Source organism: Labrys sp. HAY1-8F, from assembly GCF_056754975.1.
Genome location: NZ_JBPGWZ010000002.1, coordinates 164047 through 180813 on the forward strand (window position 1 = coordinate 164047; position 16767 = coordinate 180813).

Consider the following 16767-nt stretch of genomic DNA (forward strand, 5'->3'; position numbering starts at 1 on the left):
ACGATGACAGCCAGAATCTTTAAGCCGGCACGTACGGCGATGCAGTCCGGTTCCGCGAAGACGAAGGACTGGCTCCTGGAGTTCGAGCCGGAAGAGCCGCGCTCGGTCGAGCCGCTCATGGGCTGGACTTCCTCGGGTGACATGAAGCAGCAGGTCAAGCTGCGTTTCGCGACCAAGGAAGAGGCCATCGCCTACGCCACTCGCAACGGCATCGCCTATCAACTCTTCGAGCCGCAGGAAGCGACGACGAAGATCGTGTCCTATTCGGACAACTTCAAGGTTTCGCGCGTGGGTCAGTGGACCCATTGAGTTTGAGAGCAAAGCGCGTTCCTCACTGAACGCTTGTTTGCTCTTGCTCCTTGTTTCCAGCCGATCCAATGGATTGGCTAAAGTGTCTTTGCGCTTCTTGGTGATTGCGTCAAATCGCAAAACGCTTTAGCGCTCGGCGTCGGGATTGGCCCCATAGCTCAGCTGGATAGAGCGAGCGCCTTCTAAGCGCTAGGTCGCAGGTTCGAGCCCTGCTGGGGTCGCCATCCCAGGCCGGTCTTCTCCATCGGCTCGAGCCGGACTTCGGTTTTCCGACATAACCCGCACATCGGCGGAGGTTTGCATGGCAGCTTTATCCGAATCACCGGCAGCTGCCAGCACCCCTGGACGATTGCTCGACCGCATAGCGGGCTCGAATCTGCTGGCGATCGCTGCTTTGCTGGTGGCTGCGCTGCTCGCATTCGCGCCCGGCTTCACCGGTCTGCCGCCGATGGATCGTGACGAGCCGCGCTTTGCCCAGGCGTCCAAGCAGATGCTGGAGAGCGGCGATTTCGTCTCCATCCGCTTCCAGGACGAGGCAAGGCTGAAGAAGCCGGTCGGTATCTACTGGCTGCAGACGGCAGCGGTCAGCCTCGGCGCCAGCCTCGGGGTTCCCGAGGCACGCACCACGATCTGGCTCTATCGCATTCCCTCGCTGATCGCTGCGATTGGAGCGGTGCTCCTGACCTGGTGGACGGCAATCCCACTGGCGGGACGACGTTCGGCTTTGCTCGCGGGCCTGATCATAGCCGGCTGCCTGCTGCTCGGTGTCGAGGCGCGCCTGGCGAAGACGGATGCGACGCAATTGCTGACGGTCATGGCGATGGTGGGCGTGCTCGCCCGGTTCTTCACGGCTTCTCGCCGGGGCGATCCGGCGCCCGCGGGCCTCGCGCTTCCAGCCGTTTTCTGGCTCGGCATGGCGGTGTCGATCCTGATCAAGGGGCCCATAGGCGCCCTTCTGGTCGGCCTTACCATTGCCGGAACCGTGGCTGCCACGCGTGACTGGCGCTGGCTCGGGCAGTTGCGCTGGCTTTGGGGCATCCTGGTCACGCTCGTCCTGGTATCCCCCTGGTTCATCGGCATCATGATCGAGACCAAGGGCGCCTTCCTGCAGGAATCGGTCGGCAAGGACATGCTGAACAAGGTGGCAGGCGCCCAGGAATCGCATGGTGGCTGGCCGGGAACCTATCTTGCCGTGTTCTGGGGCACGTTCTGGCCATTCGCACCGCTGGCGGCACTCGCCGCGCCCTGGGTCTGGCATCAGCGGCGTCGGCCGGCCGTGATCTTCCTGCTCGCCTGGCTGGTGCCATTCTGGCTCGTCTTCGAATTCTTCCCAACCAAGCTGCCGCATTACGTCCTGCCGGTCTATCCGGCGATTGCGATTCTGATCGCCATGGCGGTCTTCGATGACGGGCTGTCGCGAAGCCTCTGGGCGCGCATCGTCGCCGGCCTGATCCCCTTGCTAGCCTTGGTGCTGGCGGTGGTCGGGGTCGGAGCGGTGTGGTTCTATCAGAGCGAGATCGCCTGGCTGACGCTGCCTTTCGCCATCGGGGCCGTAGCGGCGGCATGGCTGGCCTGGCGACGGCTGGGTGAGGGAAGGGGCGTGGAGGCCGTCCTGGCATGTCTCGCCACCGGCCTGCTGCTTTATTGGGGCATCTATGCGGGCGCCATTCCCAAATTGCAGGCTATGGCCATCAGCCCGCGCTTGGCTGCGGCGGCCCAGGCCGCGCAATGCCCGCATGTCGCAGCAGCGAGCGTTGGCTTTCGTGAGCCCAGCCTGGTCTTCCTGGCCGGTACCGATCTCGATATGCCCAGCCCCGAAGGCGCGGCTGACTTCATCGGGCAGGGGATCTGCCGGGCCGCCTTTGTCGACAAGCGCTTCGAGCCTGCCTTTCTGGCCCGTCTCACCGCGAACGGGACCAAGGTCGACCTGGTTTCCAGGGTTGCGGGAATCAACATCAACGGCGGCAAGAAGCTGGATATCGGCGTTTATCGCAGCCCGTAACGCGTCTTGCGGCCTTGGTTAGGCATTGTCCGGACATAATTGAAGCGCCACCTTTGTTATGCCCGGGCTTGACCCGGGCATCCAGGAAGCCCGTCTTTGACGTCTGGAGGGAGGAACTGGATTGCCGGGTCAAGCCCGGCAATGACAAAGGTCGAGCCAGCTCGATTCGTTTGTCGACGCATGAATCCTTAGGTCTCGCCCTTGCCGGGTTTGAAGGCGATGCCCTTTTGCATGGCGGTCTTGCCGAACTTCGCCCGGACGGCGTCGATGGCATTCTCGGCCGCGACAAGGCGTTTGGCGTTGGGGTCGGCGAGATCGCCATGATCGGCGTCGGCCATGTCGGTGAGGCCGGTGATCCCGATGCCGATTAGGCGATATTGCGTGCCATCGGTTTCCTTCGAGAGCAGTTTTTTGCCGGTCTCGAAGATGCGTGTCGCCAGGCGTGTCGGCTCGTGCAGGCTCTGGGCGCGGGTGCGAATGCGGAAATCGGCCGATTTCAGCTTCAGCGTCACGGTGGAACCGGCAATGGCGGATTTTTTAAGCCGGGCCGAAACCTTTTCCGACAATTGCCAGAGGATCGGCAACAGGCTCTCGCCACTGGCAAGGTCGTGCTCGAAGGTGGTCTCGGCCGAAACCGATTTGCGATCGCCTTCTGGATCGACCTTGCGGGCGTCGCGGCCAAAGGCGAGGCGGGCGAGGCGCTGCCCCTCGACGCCGTAGCGCCGGATCAGTGGAATCTCCCCGGCACGCTGCAGGTCGGCGATGGTGCGCAATCCGTCCCGCTCGTAGCGGGCGGCTCCAGCCTTGCCGACGCCCCAGATGAAGGAGATTGGGCGCGGAGCCAGAAACTCGGGCGCTTCTTCCGGCGAAAGCACGGTAAAACCGCGGGGCTTTTCGAGATCGGAGGCGGTCTTGGCGAGGAACTTGTTGGCCGAGAGCCCGATGGACACGGTGATTTTCAGTTCCTTTTCGACCTGGTTGGCAAAACGCAGCAGTGTACGGGCCGGACTGGCGTGATGCAGGCGGTCGGTGCCTGTGAGGTCGAGAAAGGCCTCGTCGATCGAAAGCGGTTCGACCAGCGGCGTCAGTGCCAGCATCATGTCGCGGACCTGGCGGCCGACCTGGATATATTTTTCCATGTTGGGCCTGACGACCACCGCATCCGGGCACAGCTTAAGCGCCTGGAACATCGGCATGGCCGAACGCACGCCATAGGTGCGGGCGATGTAGCAGGCGGTGGAGACCACACCGCGCTTGGCGCCGCCGACGATCACTGGCTTATCGGTGAGGGAAGGATCGTCGCGCTTCTCGATGGTGGCGTAGAAGGCGTCACAGTCGACATGGGCGATGGCGAGCCGCTCGAGTTCAGCATGCCGGACAATGCGCGGCGAACGGCAGGTAGGGCAGCGATCTGCCTCGCCCGCTTCGCCAAGGCAGTCGCGGCAGAGAGCGCCCATCAGTCCCAACGAATGCCGAGCTGGAAAGCCGTTCGTTGCAGATCTTCCGGAGACAGGCCATTCTCCGCTGCAAAGCTGGCGGCACTCGCCTCATCCGAGAGGACGTGCTGCAGAACCGACGCGAGAAAGCCGGGCTTGGCGGCGGCACTGCGAATCTCGTCGGGTGACAGGCCGGTCGCCATGAAGAAACCGTTGAGGCGATCCTCGTCCGCTGCAATGAAGCCGAGAGCGGCCGTCGCTACTTCTTCGGCGCGTTGTTTTTGGGCTGCCTGCCCGGCGGTTTGCCTGAACATTCGATTTCCCGTTTGGTAAGGACTGACTGCTAACAACGTGCCAGTAAGCGGGCGTGGTTGAAAACAGATTCGCAGCCGCGATATCCGCAGCGCATTCTAGAGCAAAGCACGTTTTGCTGAAAACGCTTCCTTGCTCTAACTCTTTGTTTTTGGCGCGTCTTTGTGATTCTTGGCTATTGTGCCACATCGCAGGATGCTTTGGCGTAGACGAGGGGCTCCATGGCCAAGAAAGTCCTGATCGTGGAAGATAACGAGCTCAACATGAAGCTCTTCCATGATCTGTTGGAAGCCAACGGCTATGACATCGTGGAAACGCGTAGCGGCATCAATGTGATGAGCCTGGCCCGCGAGCATCGTCCCGATTTGATTTTGATGGATATCCAGCTGCCTGAGGTTTCTGGCCTCGAAGTGACGCGCTGGCTCAAGGACGATGACGAGCTAAAGACGATCCCGGTGGTGGCCATCACGGCCTTCGCCATGAAGGGCGACGAGGAACGCATCCGCCAGGGCGGGTGCGAAGCCTATCTATCGAAGCCGATCTCGGTGGCGAAGTTCCTGGAAACGGTGCGCGGCTTCCTGGGAGAATAGGGCCTCGAGAGTCGCCAAGGCATTTCTGGGGATCGCATTCATCTCAGCGACGCACGAGCATTTCACGACAGCCTGCTCTTCCTGCAAGCGCAGTGTTTCCGAGAGCGGGCAGGGATGCCCATAGGTGCTGATTTTGCGAGTGGAGGCGCCTGAAACGAGGTGTGCCGATCTTCAGATCGGCATCTTCCCGCCAGCAAGCAAGGCGCTTCCAAGATGGTCGATCTGGAGATCGACACACCAGATAAGCACCGAATTCCGCAAAGTTAGCGCCTATGGGCTGAGATCCCTGCGATCCCACAAATTCCCCTTTTTGAGGTCAATCGTGGCTGAGGAGCGGGCGCGGCAGATATTGAGACGCCTCCCTTGCGATGAAATCCAAGGCTTCCTGGGCCGGAGGCAACAACACCTTGTCGACCCGGCGTACCACGAACCACTGCCGGGTTACAGGCAGGCCCGCCACGTCCAATATCACGAGGCGGCCATCCTCCAGCTCGGTCGCCACCGTATGGGCCGAGAGGAAGGCGATGCCGAGATCGGCGATCACACTTTGCTTGATCGTCTCGTTTGAGTCGAATTCCATGCCGATATGAGGGGCAAGTTCGGTCTGCTCGAACAGGCGCTCCATCAGCATGCGGGTGCCTGAACCCGGCTCTCGTGTGAGGAAAGTCTCATGCGACAAATCGACCGCGGCAAGGCCTCTCTCCTTCGCCAGCCAGTGATTGCGCGACGCGATGATGACATGTGGGTTCTGGCCGATCAGGTGCGTCTCGACCTCGATGTCGGGAGGAGGGCGGCCTGTGATGGCGACGTCGAGCTTGTAGTCGCGCAGTGCCTGCATGATTTCGGCACGATTGCCGATCGACAATGTCACTTCGATCCGTGGATGCACGCGTGAGAAGGCTGCGATGATGAATGGTACGAAATATTTGGCCGTGCTGACCGCCCCGATCGAGACACGCCCGGCGGTTCTTCCGGAGATGATGCTCAGCGTGGCTTCGCAATCGGCAATGGCTGCCTCGATGCGGCTATGCAATTGCAGCATCTCGATGCCGGCATCGGTGAGGATCATCCCATCGCCCGTCCGTTGCAGCAAGGGCAGGTCAGCCAGATCCTGCAGGTTGCGCAGCTGCAATGTCACCGCCGGTTGGGTTAGGTGCAGATTCTTGGCGGCCGACGTCACCGAGCCGCTCGATGCGATGGCGGCGAGGGCACGAAGCTGCCGACGGGTGATGTCTCGTAGGCGTACGGCCATATAAGAAAAACTTTCGCAAAGGCGAAGAAAACAAAATTTCGATTATTTTCTATTTTCGGTCAAGCTCCTCGAAAGATCACGAAATGACGGTGCCCCGGACGGGGCATCATCCGGGGGAGAATGCCGATGACCGACAAACCGACTCTGGACAGCTATCTTGCTCGCCATGCCGGTGCCGACATGCTCAGGCCCGCGGTTGTCGAAGTCGTCGCCAGTCTCGCTGCGGCCGCCATCCGAGTCTCGGAAACCGTCTCGCTCGGCACGCTCGCCGAGATCGCCGAGGAGACCCGTGGCCACAATGCCGGGGGAGACGAACAGAAGGACATGGATGTCTGGGCCAACCGCCAGTTCCGGGAGGCCCTGCGAACTTGCCCGATCGCCGCCTTCGCGTCGGAGGAAGCCGACGAGTTGGAAATCTGGGATGCGAGCCAGCCTCTATGCGTCGCCATCGACCCGGTCGACGGATCCGGCAATCTCGACCTCAACATGCCGGCCGGCACGATCTTTTCCATCGTGCCGACGCCAGACGAATTCGTGCTGGCCTCGGCGGTCGATCGTACCCTGGTATGGCCGGCCGGCACCAGCCAGCTTGCTGCAGGCTTCGTCATCTATGGTCCGCAGACGACTTTGGTGCTGTCGCTCGGGGAGGGAGTCGATGTTTTCACCCTCGACCGCCGCAACCGCCAGTTCCTGTTGACCCAGGCCAATGTCCGTCTGCCGGAAGGGGACCAGCCGGAATATTCGATCAACGCCTCCAACTATCGGCATTGGGAAGAGCCGGTGCGGGCCTTCATCGACGAGTGCCAGGCGGGCGCCGACGGTCCCTCAGGGCGCGATCACAACATGCGCTGGCACGGAGCGTTGGTGGCCGACACCTTCCGGGCTCTTACCCGTGGCGGCATCTATCTCTATCCGGCAGACGCCAGGGCCGGCTACGGGCAGGGCCGGCTGCGGCTGATCTATGAAGCCTATCCCATGGCCTTCCTGATGGAGAGGGCAGGCGGGGCGGCGTCCAATGGTCGGATCCGCATTCTCGATATCCGCGCAACCTCGCTGCATCAGCGCGTACCGTTGATCCTTGGGGCTAGGACCAAGGTCGCCCATTTGGAAACGCTGCATAACCGACCGGGCTTGTGGCCGCCGACCTCGGCGCCTTTGTTCGCCAATCGCGGCCTGTTCCGCGTCTGAGCTGGGAAATACCATGTCGATCAAGCATCCGATCATTTCCATCACGGGCTCGTCCGGCGCCGGAACGACTTCGGTCAAGCGGACCTTCGAGCAGATCTTTCGCCGCGAGAACATCGAAGCGGCCTACGTAGAGGGCGATTCCTTTCATCGCTACGACAGGACCGAGATGCGCGCCCACATGGCCGAGGAGGCGGCCAGGGGTAACAAGCATTTCAGTCATTTCAGCCCGGAAACCAATCTGTTCGCCGAGTTGGAGGCGCTGTTTCGCGACTATGGCAACCACGGAACCGGCACCACGCGGCACTATGTCCATGATGATGAGGAGGAGATTCTTTATGGGGCCCTGCCCGGCACCTTCACGCCTTGGAAGCCACTGCCATCCGGCACCGATCTGCTCTTCTACGAAGGGCTGCATGGAGCGGTGGTGACCGACGAGGTCGACGTCGCCAGATATGCCGATCTCAAGATCGGCGTGGTGCCGGTGATCAATCTCGAATGGATCCAGAAGCTGCATCGCGACCGCAGCACGCGGGGCTATTCGACCGAGGCTGTGACCGACACCATCCTGCGGCGCATGCCCGACTATGTGAACTATATCTGCCCGCAATTTACCCACACCGACATCAATTTCCAGCGCGTGCCGACCGTGGATACGTCCAATCCCTTCATCGCGCGCTGGATCCCGACGCCGGATGAATCGATGGTGGTGATCCGCTTTCAGACACCGCGAGGGATCGATTTTCCCTATCTGCTGTCGATGATCCCCAACAGCTTCATGTCGCGAGCCAACTCCATCGTCATCCATGGCTCGAAGCTGGATCTCGCCATGCAGCTCATCCTGACGCCGCTGATCCTGCAACTGGTCGAACGCAAGAAGCGAGCCGCCTAGAGGCGCGCCCGCAGGACACAGAGCCTTTCCGTGAACCAATCCACCGTCTGCCCCGGGCAGCGGAATGGGAGGACATGCCCGTGAATATCCCGACGCCATCAGCCATTTTCGAGACCTCGGTGCCGCATCGCGACATGGCCAATGCCTTGCGCTTCCTGGCTGTCGATGCCGTGGAGAGGGCCAGGTCCGGACACCCCGGCATGCCCATGGGCATGGCCGACGTCGCCACCGTGCTGTTCTCGCGCTTCCTGAAATTCGATCCGTCTGACCCGACCTGGCCAGATCGGGACCGCTTCGTGCTCTCGGCTGGGCACGGCTCGATGCTGCTCTACGGCCTGCTGCATCTCACCGGCTATCCCGAACTTACGCTGGAGGAGGTGAAATCCTTCCGGCAATGGGGCTCCAAGACACCGGGGCATCCCGAATATGGTCACACGCCAGGCGTGGAGACGACAACGGGGCCGCTCGGGCAGGGGCTGGCGACGGCTGTCGGCATGGCCCTGGCGGAGCGCCTTGCCCATGCCCGCTTCGGGGAGGAGCTCGTCGACCACCATACCTATGTCATCGCCGGCGATGGCTGCCTGATGGAGGGTATCAGCCATGAGGCGATTTCGCTGGCCGGCCATCTCAAGCTCAGCAGGCTTATCGTGCTGTTCGATGACAACGAGATCTCGATCGATGGCTCGACTTCGCTTTCCTGCTCGGACGACCAGCTCGCCCGCTTCGCGGCGTCCGGCTGGTCGACGCGCCGGGTCGACGGGCATGACCGCGAGGCCGTGGCGACGGCGATTGCGGAGGAACGGGCAACCGACAGGCCCTCGCTCATTGCTTGCCGGACCATCATCGGCTTCGGCGCGCCAAACCGACAAGGCACCGAGAAGGTGCACGGCGCTCCGCTCGGTGCCGAAGAGAGCCTGGCTGCGCGAGAGGCCCTGGCCTGGCCGCACGAGCCCTTCGAGATTCCACCCGAAATCCGCGAGGCATGGTTGGCTGTCGGAGCCCGTGGAAAGGCCGAGCACAAGGCCTGGCAGAAGAGGCTGCGTCAGGTCGGCGAGGCGGAGAGGCGGCAGTTCGAGGATGCGGTAGGGGGCAGATTGAGCGACGGGCTCAAGCGTGCGCTTGCCGATATTCGCCAGCGTTTTGCCAGCGATTGTCCGCAAATCGCCACGCGTCAGGCGTCCCAGCAGGTCATCAACGCGATCGTTTCTGCCCAGCCCAATCTTCTGGGCGGTTCGGCCGATCTCACCCATTCCAATCTCACGCAGGCGAAGGGCTTGCAGCCGGTCCAAGCCGAGGATTTTTCCGGTGGGTATATCCATTACGGCGTGCGCGAGCATGGCATGGCTGCGGCGATGAACGGCATCGCCTTGCATGGCGGCTACATTCCCTTCGGGGGCACCTTTTTGGCCTTTGCCGATTATTCGCGGCCGGCGATCCGGCTGGCGGCGCTAATGGGACTGCGCGTGATCCATGTGATGACGCATGATTCCATCGGTCTGGGCGAGGATGGCCCGACCCATCAGCCGGTGGAGCATCTGGCCGCGCTCCGGGCCATTCCCAATCTCCTGGTGTTCCGGCCGGCGGATGCCGTCGAGACCGCGGAGGCGTGGGAATGTGCTCTCGCGGCCGAAAAGCAGCCTTCCATTATCTGCCTGTCGCGCCAGGCGCTGCCGACGCTGCGTTCCGACTGTGGCGTGAATGGGGTCGCGCTCGGTGCCTATGTGCTGTTCGAGCCGCCGGCGGAGCGAGACGTCACGCTGATCGCCACAGGTTCGGAGGTTTCGATCGCCGTCGAGGCCGCTGAACTCCTGGCGAAGGAAGGCATTCGAGCCGCGGTGGTTTCGGCGCCCTGCTTCGAACTCTTCCGGAGGCAGGGACCGGTCTATCGCCGCGCCGTGCTGGGGACGGCGCCACGCATCGGCATCGAGGCGGCCATCGAGGCCGACTGGTCCCGCCTGCTCGGCGAAGACGGCGTCTTCATCGGCATGGGCGGCTTCGGCGCCTCGGCACCGGCGGGCGATCTCTACCGGGAGTTCGGCATCACGGCCGCCACCATCGCTGAGGCTGCCCGCCAGCTCGCGTCGGAGAAGCGGGGACAAGGCCTGTAAGTCTGTAAATTTCAAAAGGCGCAACGGAGACTGTCATGGCCCGTATCACCCTCAGGCAATTGCTGGATGACGCTGCCGAGCACGGCTACGGCGTACCGGCCTTCAACATCAACAATATGGAGCAGGCACTCGGTATCATGGAGGCTGCCGCAGATGTCGATGCTCCCGTCATCTTGCAAGCCTCGCGCGGGGCGCGGGCCTATGCCAACGACATCATGCTGGCGAAGATGGTCGAGGCTCTGGAGGAGATGTATCCGCAGATCCCGCTCTGCCTGCATCTCGACCACGGCAATGAGGGAGCGACCTGCGCTACGGCCCTACGCTACGGCTTCACCTCGGTGATGATGGATGGGTCGCTCGAGGCCGACGGCAAGACGCCTGCGAGCTACGACTACAATGTCGCGATCACTCGCCGCGTCGTCGATTTTGCCCATTGGGTCGGCGCTTCCGTCGAGGGGGAGCTCGGCGTGCTCGGTTCGCTCGAACATAGCGGCGGCGAGCAGGAAGACGGTCACGGCGTCGTCGGCGAGATCGGCCATGACCAGTTGCTCACCGATCCCGCCCAGGCCGTGGATTTCGTGCGCGCCACCAGGGTCGATGCCCTCGCCATCGCCATGGGCACGTCGCACGGCGCCTACAAGTTCAGCCGCAAGCCCGATGGCGACATCCTGGCCATGCATGTGATCGAGGAGATCCATCGACGCATGCCCGGCGTGCATCTGGTCATGCACGGCTCCTCCTCGGTGCCGCAGGAACTGCAGGACATGTTCAACGCCTTCGGTGGGCAGATGCCGCAGACCTGGGGCGTGCCGGTGGACGAGATCGTCCGGGGCATCCAGCATGGCGTGCGCAAGGTCAATATCGACACCGACTGTCGGCTCGCGATGACCGCCGCCTTCCGCAAGGTCGCCAGCGAGAACCGCAGCGAGTTCGATCCGCGCAAATTCCTGAAGCCCGCCATGGAAGGACTGAAAACCCTTTGCCGCGCGCGCTTCGAGGCATTCGGCACTGCAGGACAAGCCTCGCGGATCAGGGTCGTACCGTTGCCCGAAATGGCGCGGCGCTACCGCGCTGGCGCCCTGGAACCAAAAGTCTCGGGCCTGGCGACAGCGGCGTAACCCAATTCCCTCGAACCAAGGAGGACGAGATGAACGTGAATACACAAACCGTTCGCGGCAAGGATCGCTACCGGTCCGGCGTGATGGAATACAAGAAGATGGGCTATTGGGAGCCCGACTATGAACCCAAGGACACCGATGTCATCGCGCTGTTCCGGGTGACGCCGCAGGAGGGCGTTGATCCGATCGAGGCGTCGGCGGCCGTGGCCGGCGAATCTTCCACCGCGACCTGGACGGTGGTGTGGACGGACAGGCTGACAGCGGCGGAAAAATACCGGGCCAAATGCTACCGGGTCGATCCGGTGCCCAACGCACCCGGCCAGTACTTTGCCTATATCGCCTATGATCTCGATTTGTTCGAGCCCGGCTCGATCGCCAACCTCTCGGCCTCGATCATCGGCAATGTCTTCGGCTTCAAGCCCTTGAAGGCGCTGCGCCTGGAGGACATGCGCTTTCCCGTGGCCTATGTGAAGACCTTCCAGGGGCCGGCGACCGGCATCGTGGTCGAGCGCGAGCGGCTCGACAAGTTCGGCCGACCTCTGCTGGGAGCCACCGTCAAGCCCAAGCTCGGCCTGTCGGGCCGCAACTACGGACGCGTGGTCTACGAGGCATTGAAGGGCGGGCTCGACTTCACCAAGGATGACGAGAACATCAACTCGCAGCCTTTCATGCATTGGCGGGAGCGCTTCCTCTATTGCATGGAGGCGGTGAACAAGGCGCAGGCGACGTCGGGCGAGATCAAGGGAACCTACCTCAACGTTACTGCCGGTACGATGGAGCAGATGTATGAGCGCGCCGATTTTGCCCGGGAGATCGGCTCCAACATCGTGATGATCGATCTGGTGATCGGCTATACCGCGATCCAGTCGATGGCGGCCTGGGCCCGTCGCAACGACATGATCCTGCATCTGCACCGGGCCGGCCACAGCACCTATACGCGCCAGAAGAGCCATGGCGTGTCGTTCCGCGTCATCGCCAAATGGATGCGGCTGGCCGGTGTCGACCATATCCATGCCGGTACCGTGGTCGGCAAGCTGGAGGGCGATCCCAACACCACGCGCGGTTATTACGACATCTGCCGTGAGGACTTCAATCCGGCCAACCTCGAACACGGCGTCTTCTTCGACCAGCACTGGGCCAGCCTCAACAAGCTGATGCCGGTGGCCTCCGGCGGCATCCATGCCGGCCAGATGCACCAGCTTCTGCATCTTCTCGGTGAGGATGTGGTGCTGCAGTTCGGCGGCGGCACCATCGGCCATCCGCAGGGCATCCAGGCCGGCGCCACCGCCAACCGCGTGGCTCTGGAAGCGATGATCCTCGCCCGCAACGAGGGACGCGACTACCTGCATGAAGGGCCGGAAATCCTGGCCAAGGCGGCCAATAGCTGTACGCCGCTCAAGCAGGCGCTCGAAGTGTGGAAGGACGTGACCTTCAACTACGAATCCACCGACACGCCGGATTTCGTGCCCACCGTCGCCGTCACCGCCTGAAAGGAGAAAGACGATGCGTATCACACAAGGGTGTTTTTCCTTCCTGCCCGATCTCACCGACGAGCAGATCGGCCGGCAGGTGCAGTATTGCCTGGAACAGGGCTGGGCGGTGAACATCGAGTTCACCGACGATCCTCACCCCCGCAACACCTATTGGGAGATGTGGGGTTTGCCGATGTTCGACCTGCGGGATGCGGCAGGCGTGATGATGGAACTCGCCGAATGCCGGCGCGTCTATGGCGACCGCTATATCCGCATCTGCGGCTTTGACTCCAGCCATGGCTGGGAGTCGGTGCGCATCTCCTTCATCGTCAATCGGCCGACGGAGGAGCCCGGCTTCCGCCTCGACCGGCAGGAAAGCGTCGGCCGCAATATCCGCTACACCACCAAAAGCTACGCCGCCGACCGGCCGGAAGGCCAGCGCTACGGTTGATGTGTCCTTGAGCAAAACGCGTTCGTGACTGAACGCTTGTTTGCTCAAGCTTCTGGTTTCGACGCGTCTTTGCGATTCTGCGTGATTTCGCCCAATCGCAACACGCTTTGGTCCGGCTGGTGACGGCAGTGCCTCCCGTCTCTGGCGACCCGCCGGACAACTTGCTCCGTCGCCTATAGGGCGGCGGAGCCTTTCGCGAGGATCACCATGCTCGATGCAAACACCGTGAAAGAGCCCGGGGAGGCCGGCACGACTGCAGCCGAGACCATCGACCTCAGGCAGGAATTCGAGGCGGTCGGCATTGCCGACGTCTTCGCCCAGCTCGACCGCGACCTGGTCGGCCTCAAGCCGGTGAAGACGCGCATCCGTGAAATCGCCTCGCTGCTGCTGATCGAGCGCATCCGGCAAAGAATCGGCCTGGCCAACGATCCGCCGACCCTGCACATGTCCTTCACCGGCAATCCCGGTACCGGCAAGACCACGGTGGCCTTGCGCATGGCCGACATCCTGCATCGCCTCGGCTTCGTCAGGCGCGGACATCTGGTGTCGGTGACCCGGGACGATCTCGTCGGCCAGTATATCGGCCACACCGCGCCGAAGACCAAGGAGATCCTCAAGAAGGCGATGGGCGGCGTGCTGTTCATCGACGAGGCCTATTATCTCTACCGCCCCGAGAACGAGCGCGATTATGGCCAGGAATCCATCGAGATCCTGCTGCAGGTGATGGAGACGCAGCGCGACGATCTCGTCGTGATACTCGCCGGCTACGAGGATCGCATGCAGAAGTTCTTCGCCAGCAATCCCGGCTTCCGCTCGCGGGTCGCCCACCACATCGATTTTCCTGATTATGAAGAGCCTGAACTGCTGTCCATTGCCGAGCTGATGCTGCAGGAACGCAATTATCGCTTCGATGCCGAGGCACGGGCTGCCTTCATCCGCTATATCGAGCTGCGCAAGACGCAGCCCTTGTTCTCCAATGCCCGTTCCATCCGCAATGCGCTCGACCGCATCCGCCTGCGCCAGGCGAGCCGGCTCGTCGACGACCTCGACCGCCGGCTGACGTCAGACGACATCATGACTATCGAGGCGGGGGATGTTCTGGCGAGTCGCGTTTTCGCCAGGGACGCGAAACCCGATGGCGACGATGCCTGACGAATACCGGAGATGAGAGGAAGACTATCATGGCTGAACCGATCGTGATCGCGCCATCCATCCTGTCGGCTGATTTCGCGCGGCTGGGCGAGGAAATCAGAGCTATCGACGAGAGCGGGGCGGACTGGATCCATTGCGACGTGATGGATGGGCATTTCGTGCCCAACATCACCTTCGGACCCGATGTCATCAAAGCTGTTAGATCCTACACAAAAAAGCCCTTCGACGTGCATCTGATGATCACGCCGGCCGATCCCTATCTGGAGGCTTTTGCCAAAGCCGGTGCCGACATCATCACCGTGCATGCCGAATCCGGTCCGCATCTCGATCGCTCGCTGCAGGCGATCCGCGCTCTCGGCTGCAAGGCCGGGGCGACGATCTGTCCGGGTACGCCGGAAAGCGTGTTGGATTATGTGCTCGATCGCCTCGATCTCATCCTGGTGATGACAGTCAATCCAGGATTCGGGGGGCAGGCCTTCATCACCTCGCAGCTCGACAAGATTCGGCGCATCCGGGCAATGATCGGGACAAGGCCGATCCGCCTCGAGGTCGATGGCGGCATCAACAGCGAGACGGCAGCGCTGGTGGCCGCGGCCGGGGCAGACACGATCGTAGCGGGATCGGCCGTGTTTCAGGGCGGGGCGGCGAATTATGCCCGCAACATAGCCGCTATCCGCGAGGCAGCAGAGGACCACGTTCGGAAGGTGGCATAGAGGCAAGGCCACCGTGATGGTCGTCCCGGACTGCCTGCTCAGTCGAAAATGGTCTCGATGTCCGGTCTCCTGGGTGCCGTGACGAATGCGGCCTGTAGGATGAGCACGATCACGCCGAGCGCCGCCGAGACGTAGGCGATGTCGCGCCAGCTATAAAACGCGGTGATGTAGCCTGCTACGCCGGGGCCGAATGCCGTGCCGAGGAAATAAAGGGCAAGCAGCACGCTTATGACGTCGCCTCGCCACTGGCGACGCGCACTGTCGGCCACGAAAGCAAGGCTGACGGAAAGGAGGCAACCGGTTGCTGATCCCTGGAGCAGGCGCGCGATTGCCCAGACGGAAAAATCGGGGGCAAGTCCCGCCAGAGCTTCGCCGACGACGAATGTGGACGTCGAGGCCAGCAGCAGGGGCTTGTCGCCGACCAGCGCACGCAGCCGTCCGCCTAGTGCGAGGAATAGGATGAGGAAAAGGAAAACCCCGGAAGTGACGGCGCCTATGATCGCGTAGGACAGCGCGAACTCTTGAAAAATGGTCGAGAGGCTGATCGAGGCGGCTCCCGAACCGAAGCCGATGACCAGAAGGGTGCAGGCGAGAATGAAGAACTCCAAACCGCGCGAGGTATTGCGTGTCTCATTGGGGGTCGACACCGATAGCCTCCTGCGGGCATCACCAAAACAAAGGGCGCCCCGAAGGCGCCCTTGATTCCGATCCGGAAACCGATCTTACTTGATCTTGGTTTCCTTGAACTCGACGTGCTTGCGCGCGACGGGATCGTACTTCTTCATTGCGAGCTTTTCGGTCTTGGTGCGGGTGTTCTTCTTGGTGACATAGAAGTAGCCCGTGTCTGCCGTCGAAAGCAGCTTGATCTTGATGGTTGCAGCCTTGGCCATGGTGATGCTCCGAATATTGCTACCGGACCGTATCGGCTAAGGCAGCAAAGCCGCGCAATGGCGCGGCCCTTTTGAATCTTGGCGCACACTACTCATGGAAGCGCTGAAGTCAACCAAAAGAAGCGCATGCTGCTTGGAATTGTGCGGCCATGCGGGCCATCCGCGGCTGATCTAGATCTCTTCCCGGCTCCGTACGCCACGCTGCTCGCGATAGAAAGGCACGGGAACGTCCTTCTCCAAGCCGATTTCGAGCCTCCTGGCCACCTCATCGAGGATCGTGCGGGTGATCCAGACCAGATCTTCTGACCGGGCCTCGTCGAAGGTGAGCCATTTCGTTTCGACCAACTCCGAGTCGGGACCGACGACACCGTCGGTCTGGTGCGCGATGGAACGCGCGTCGGCCACGAAGAAGCGCGTGTCGAATCTGCGCTTCATGGCAGGTGGCGTGATGGCACGGGCGACGAAATGCAGGCTTTCGGGCGAGGGGAACACTTCGTGGTCGGCGAAGGCCCGCCAGTGTTCGCTGCTGACGGGCGGGGTGCCGAGCCCTGTTTCGCCGAGCAGGATGCCGGTTTCCTCGAAGGTCTCCCGGATCGCGCATAGGGCCAGTGCCCTGGCCTTGGCCGGCGAGGGCCTGACAACGCGCGTGAGCAGCCCCCGTTCGGCGTGGACCGACAGCGTGCCATAGGCACTCATGCTGCGATCGGCAGGCTCGACGCGGCCGCCGGGAAACACCATCACGCTGGGCATGAAGGCATGGCCCGAATGCCGCCTTCCCATCAGGATGCGGGGCGTGTTGCCGGTGCGGTCGAGCAGGATTAGCGAAGCGGCATCGCGGGGCCTGATGGGACGGGGCTTCGATGGCGAGGAGGGGATATCTGTCAT

17 protein-coding genes and 1 tRNA gene are annotated in these 16767 nt (G+C 62.3%); 12 read left to right on the plus strand and 6 right to left on the minus strand.

Annotated elements, in window-relative coordinates; all coding sequences use genetic code 11:
- The first annotated feature begins 3 nt into the window (after positions 1-3).
- From ACR9ZN_RS09750 to ACR9ZN_RS09760, 3 genes are all read left to right on the plus strand, one after another.
- Entirely contained in the window at positions 4-309 is a 306-nt protein-coding gene (locus ACR9ZN_RS09750; RefSeq protein WP_434956269.1) for an ETC complex I subunit, read from the plus strand.
- 147 nt (positions 310-456) lie between these two features.
- Positions 457-533, plus strand: a tRNA-Arg gene (locus tag ACR9ZN_RS09755).
- Positions 534-610: 77 nt separating this feature from the next.
- The gene (locus tag ACR9ZN_RS09760) at positions 611-2311 is read left to right on the plus strand and encodes an ArnT family glycosyltransferase (protein WP_481272112.1); all 1701 of its coding nucleotides are present in this window, start codon (positions 611-613) and stop codon (positions 2309-2311) included.
- A gap of 188 nt (positions 2312-2499) precedes the next feature.
- On the opposite strand, the gene ACR9ZN_RS09765 is transcribed toward ACR9ZN_RS09760, so the two are convergent.
- Entirely contained in the window at positions 2500-3768 is a 1269-nt protein-coding gene (locus tag ACR9ZN_RS09765; protein WP_481272113.1) for a DNA polymerase IV, read from the minus strand.
- Entirely contained in the window at positions 3768-4061 is a 294-nt protein-coding gene (locus tag ACR9ZN_RS09770; protein WP_434956272.1) for a DUF3572 family protein, read from the minus strand. Before ACR9ZN_RS09770 ends, ACR9ZN_RS09765 begins: the two co-directional genes overlap by 1 nt.
- Before the next feature lie 219 nt (positions 4062-4280).
- Here ACR9ZN_RS09770 and ACR9ZN_RS09775 point away from each other — a divergent pair, with 219 nt between their 5' ends.
- Positions 4281-4649, plus strand: a complete 369-nt coding sequence (locus ACR9ZN_RS09775; RefSeq protein ID WP_434956273.1) for a response regulator — start codon at positions 4281-4283, stop codon at positions 4647-4649.
- A gap of 316 nt (positions 4650-4965) precedes the next feature.
- On the opposite strand, the gene ACR9ZN_RS09780 is transcribed toward ACR9ZN_RS09775, so the two are convergent.
- On the minus strand, positions 4966-5901 hold the full coding sequence (locus ACR9ZN_RS09780; protein WP_481272114.1) for a LysR substrate-binding domain-containing protein: 936 nt from the start codon (positions 5899-5901) through the stop codon (positions 4966-4968).
- Positions 5902-6027: 126 nt separating this feature from the next.
- Here ACR9ZN_RS09780 and ACR9ZN_RS09785 point away from each other — a divergent pair, with 126 nt between their 5' ends.
- The 8 genes from ACR9ZN_RS09785 (at position 6028) to rpe (ending at position 14992) form a co-directional block, all read left to right on the plus strand.
- Positions 6028-7089 carry a class 1 fructose-bisphosphatase gene (locus ACR9ZN_RS09785; RefSeq protein ID WP_481272115.1) on the plus strand — a complete coding sequence of 354 codons (1062 nt, stop codon included), beginning with the start codon at positions 6028-6030 and terminating at the stop codon, positions 7087-7089.
- A gap of 13 nt (positions 7090-7102) precedes the next feature.
- Positions 7103-7978: a phosphoribulokinase gene (locus ACR9ZN_RS09790; RefSeq protein ID WP_434956276.1), complete on the plus strand. Its 876-nt coding sequence runs from the start codon at positions 7103-7105 to the stop codon at positions 7976-7978.
- Positions 7979-8052: 74 nt separating this feature from the next.
- Positions 8053-10086 (plus strand): transketolase, encoded by a 2034-nt coding sequence (tkt, locus tag ACR9ZN_RS09795; RefSeq protein ID WP_481272116.1) that lies wholly within the window; start codon positions 8053-8055, stop codon positions 10084-10086.
- A 35-nt stretch (positions 10087-10121) separates the two neighbouring features.
- Positions 10122-11204 carry a class II fructose-bisphosphate aldolase gene (gene fba / locus ACR9ZN_RS09800; protein WP_481272117.1) on the plus strand — a complete coding sequence of 361 codons (1083 nt, stop codon included), beginning with the start codon at positions 10122-10124 and terminating at the stop codon, positions 11202-11204.
- Positions 11205-11233: 29 nt separating this feature from the next.
- Entirely contained in the window at positions 11234-12694 is a 1461-nt protein-coding gene (locus ACR9ZN_RS09805) for a form I ribulose bisphosphate carboxylase large subunit (RefSeq protein WP_454813838.1), read from the plus strand.
- A gap of 13 nt (positions 12695-12707) precedes the next feature.
- Positions 12708-13127: a ribulose bisphosphate carboxylase small subunit gene (locus ACR9ZN_RS09810; RefSeq protein WP_434956280.1), complete on the plus strand. Its 420-nt coding sequence runs from the start codon at positions 12708-12710 to the stop codon at positions 13125-13127.
- Positions 13128-13334: 207 nt separating this feature from the next.
- Positions 13335-14279, plus strand: coding sequence for a CbbX protein (cbbX, locus tag ACR9ZN_RS09815; protein WP_454813839.1), 945 nt, complete (start codon positions 13335-13337; stop codon positions 14277-14279).
- A gap of 29 nt (positions 14280-14308) precedes the next feature.
- Positions 14309-14992 (plus strand): ribulose-phosphate 3-epimerase, encoded by a 684-nt coding sequence (rpe, locus tag ACR9ZN_RS09820; protein WP_454813840.1) that lies wholly within the window; start codon positions 14309-14311, stop codon positions 14990-14992.
- Positions 14993-15030: 38 nt separating this feature from the next.
- Here rpe and ACR9ZN_RS09825 read toward each other — a convergent pair whose 3' ends face one another.
- From ACR9ZN_RS09825 to ACR9ZN_RS09835, 3 genes are all read right to left on the minus strand, one after another.
- Positions 15031-15639, minus strand: coding sequence for an MFS transporter (locus ACR9ZN_RS09825; protein ID WP_481272118.1), 609 nt, complete (start codon positions 15637-15639; stop codon positions 15031-15033).
- Between the two features lie 75 nt (positions 15640-15714).
- Entirely contained in the window at positions 15715-15882 is a 168-nt protein-coding gene (gene rpmG, locus ACR9ZN_RS09830; RefSeq protein WP_068297055.1) for a 50S ribosomal protein L33, read from the minus strand.
- Positions 15883-16053: 171 nt separating this feature from the next.
- Positions 16054-16767 carry an NUDIX hydrolase gene (locus tag ACR9ZN_RS09835; RefSeq protein ID WP_454813842.1) on the minus strand — a complete coding sequence of 238 codons (714 nt, stop codon included), beginning with the start codon at positions 16765-16767 and terminating at the stop codon, positions 16054-16056.

Coding starts and splice junctions, on each gene's coding strand:
- tkt (WP_481272116.1), top strand. CDS start 8,053: ATGCCCGTGAATATCCCGACGCCATCAGCCATTTTCGAGACCTCGGTG.
- rpe (WP_454813840.1), top strand. CDS start 14,309: ATGGCTGAACCGATCGTGATCGCGCCATCCATCCTGTCGGCTGATTTC.
- ACR9ZN_RS09765 (WP_481272113.1), bottom strand. CDS start 3,768: ATGGGCGCTCTCTGCCGCGACTGCCTTGGCGAAGCGGGCGAGGCAGAT.
- rpmG (WP_068297055.1), bottom strand. CDS start 15,882: ATGGCCAAGGCTGCAACCATCAAGATCAAGCTGCTTTCGACGGCAGAC.
- ACR9ZN_RS09805 (WP_454813838.1), top strand. CDS start 11,234: ATGAACGTGAATACACAAACCGTTCGCGGCAAGGATCGCTACCGGTCC.
- ACR9ZN_RS09750 (WP_434956269.1), top strand. CDS start 4: ATGACAGCCAGAATCTTTAAGCCGGCACGTACGGCGATGCAGTCCGGT.
- ACR9ZN_RS09770 (WP_434956272.1), bottom strand. CDS start 4,061: ATGTTCAGGCAAACCGCCGGGCAGGCAGCCCAAAAACAACGCGCCGAA.
- ACR9ZN_RS09790 (WP_434956276.1), top strand. CDS start 7,103: ATGTCGATCAAGCATCCGATCATTTCCATCACGGGCTCGTCCGGCGCC.
- ACR9ZN_RS09760 (WP_481272112.1), top strand. CDS start 611: ATGGCAGCTTTATCCGAATCACCGGCAGCTGCCAGCACCCCTGGACGA.
- ACR9ZN_RS09810 (WP_434956280.1), top strand. CDS start 12,708: ATGCGTATCACACAAGGGTGTTTTTCCTTCCTGCCCGATCTCACCGAC.
- ACR9ZN_RS09835 (WP_454813842.1), bottom strand. CDS start 16,767: ATGACAGATATCCCCTCCTCGCCATCGAAGCCCCGTCCCATCAGGCCC.
- ACR9ZN_RS09780 (WP_481272114.1), bottom strand. CDS start 5,901: ATGGCCGTACGCCTACGAGACATCACCCGTCGGCAGCTTCGTGCCCTC.
- fba (WP_481272117.1), top strand. CDS start 10,122: ATGGCCCGTATCACCCTCAGGCAATTGCTGGATGACGCTGCCGAGCAC.
- ACR9ZN_RS09785 (WP_481272115.1), top strand. CDS start 6,028: ATGACCGACAAACCGACTCTGGACAGCTATCTTGCTCGCCATGCCGGT.
- ACR9ZN_RS09775 (WP_434956273.1), top strand. CDS start 4,281: ATGGCCAAGAAAGTCCTGATCGTGGAAGATAACGAGCTCAACATGAAG.
- cbbX (WP_454813839.1), top strand. CDS start 13,335: ATGCTCGATGCAAACACCGTGAAAGAGCCCGGGGAGGCCGGCACGACT.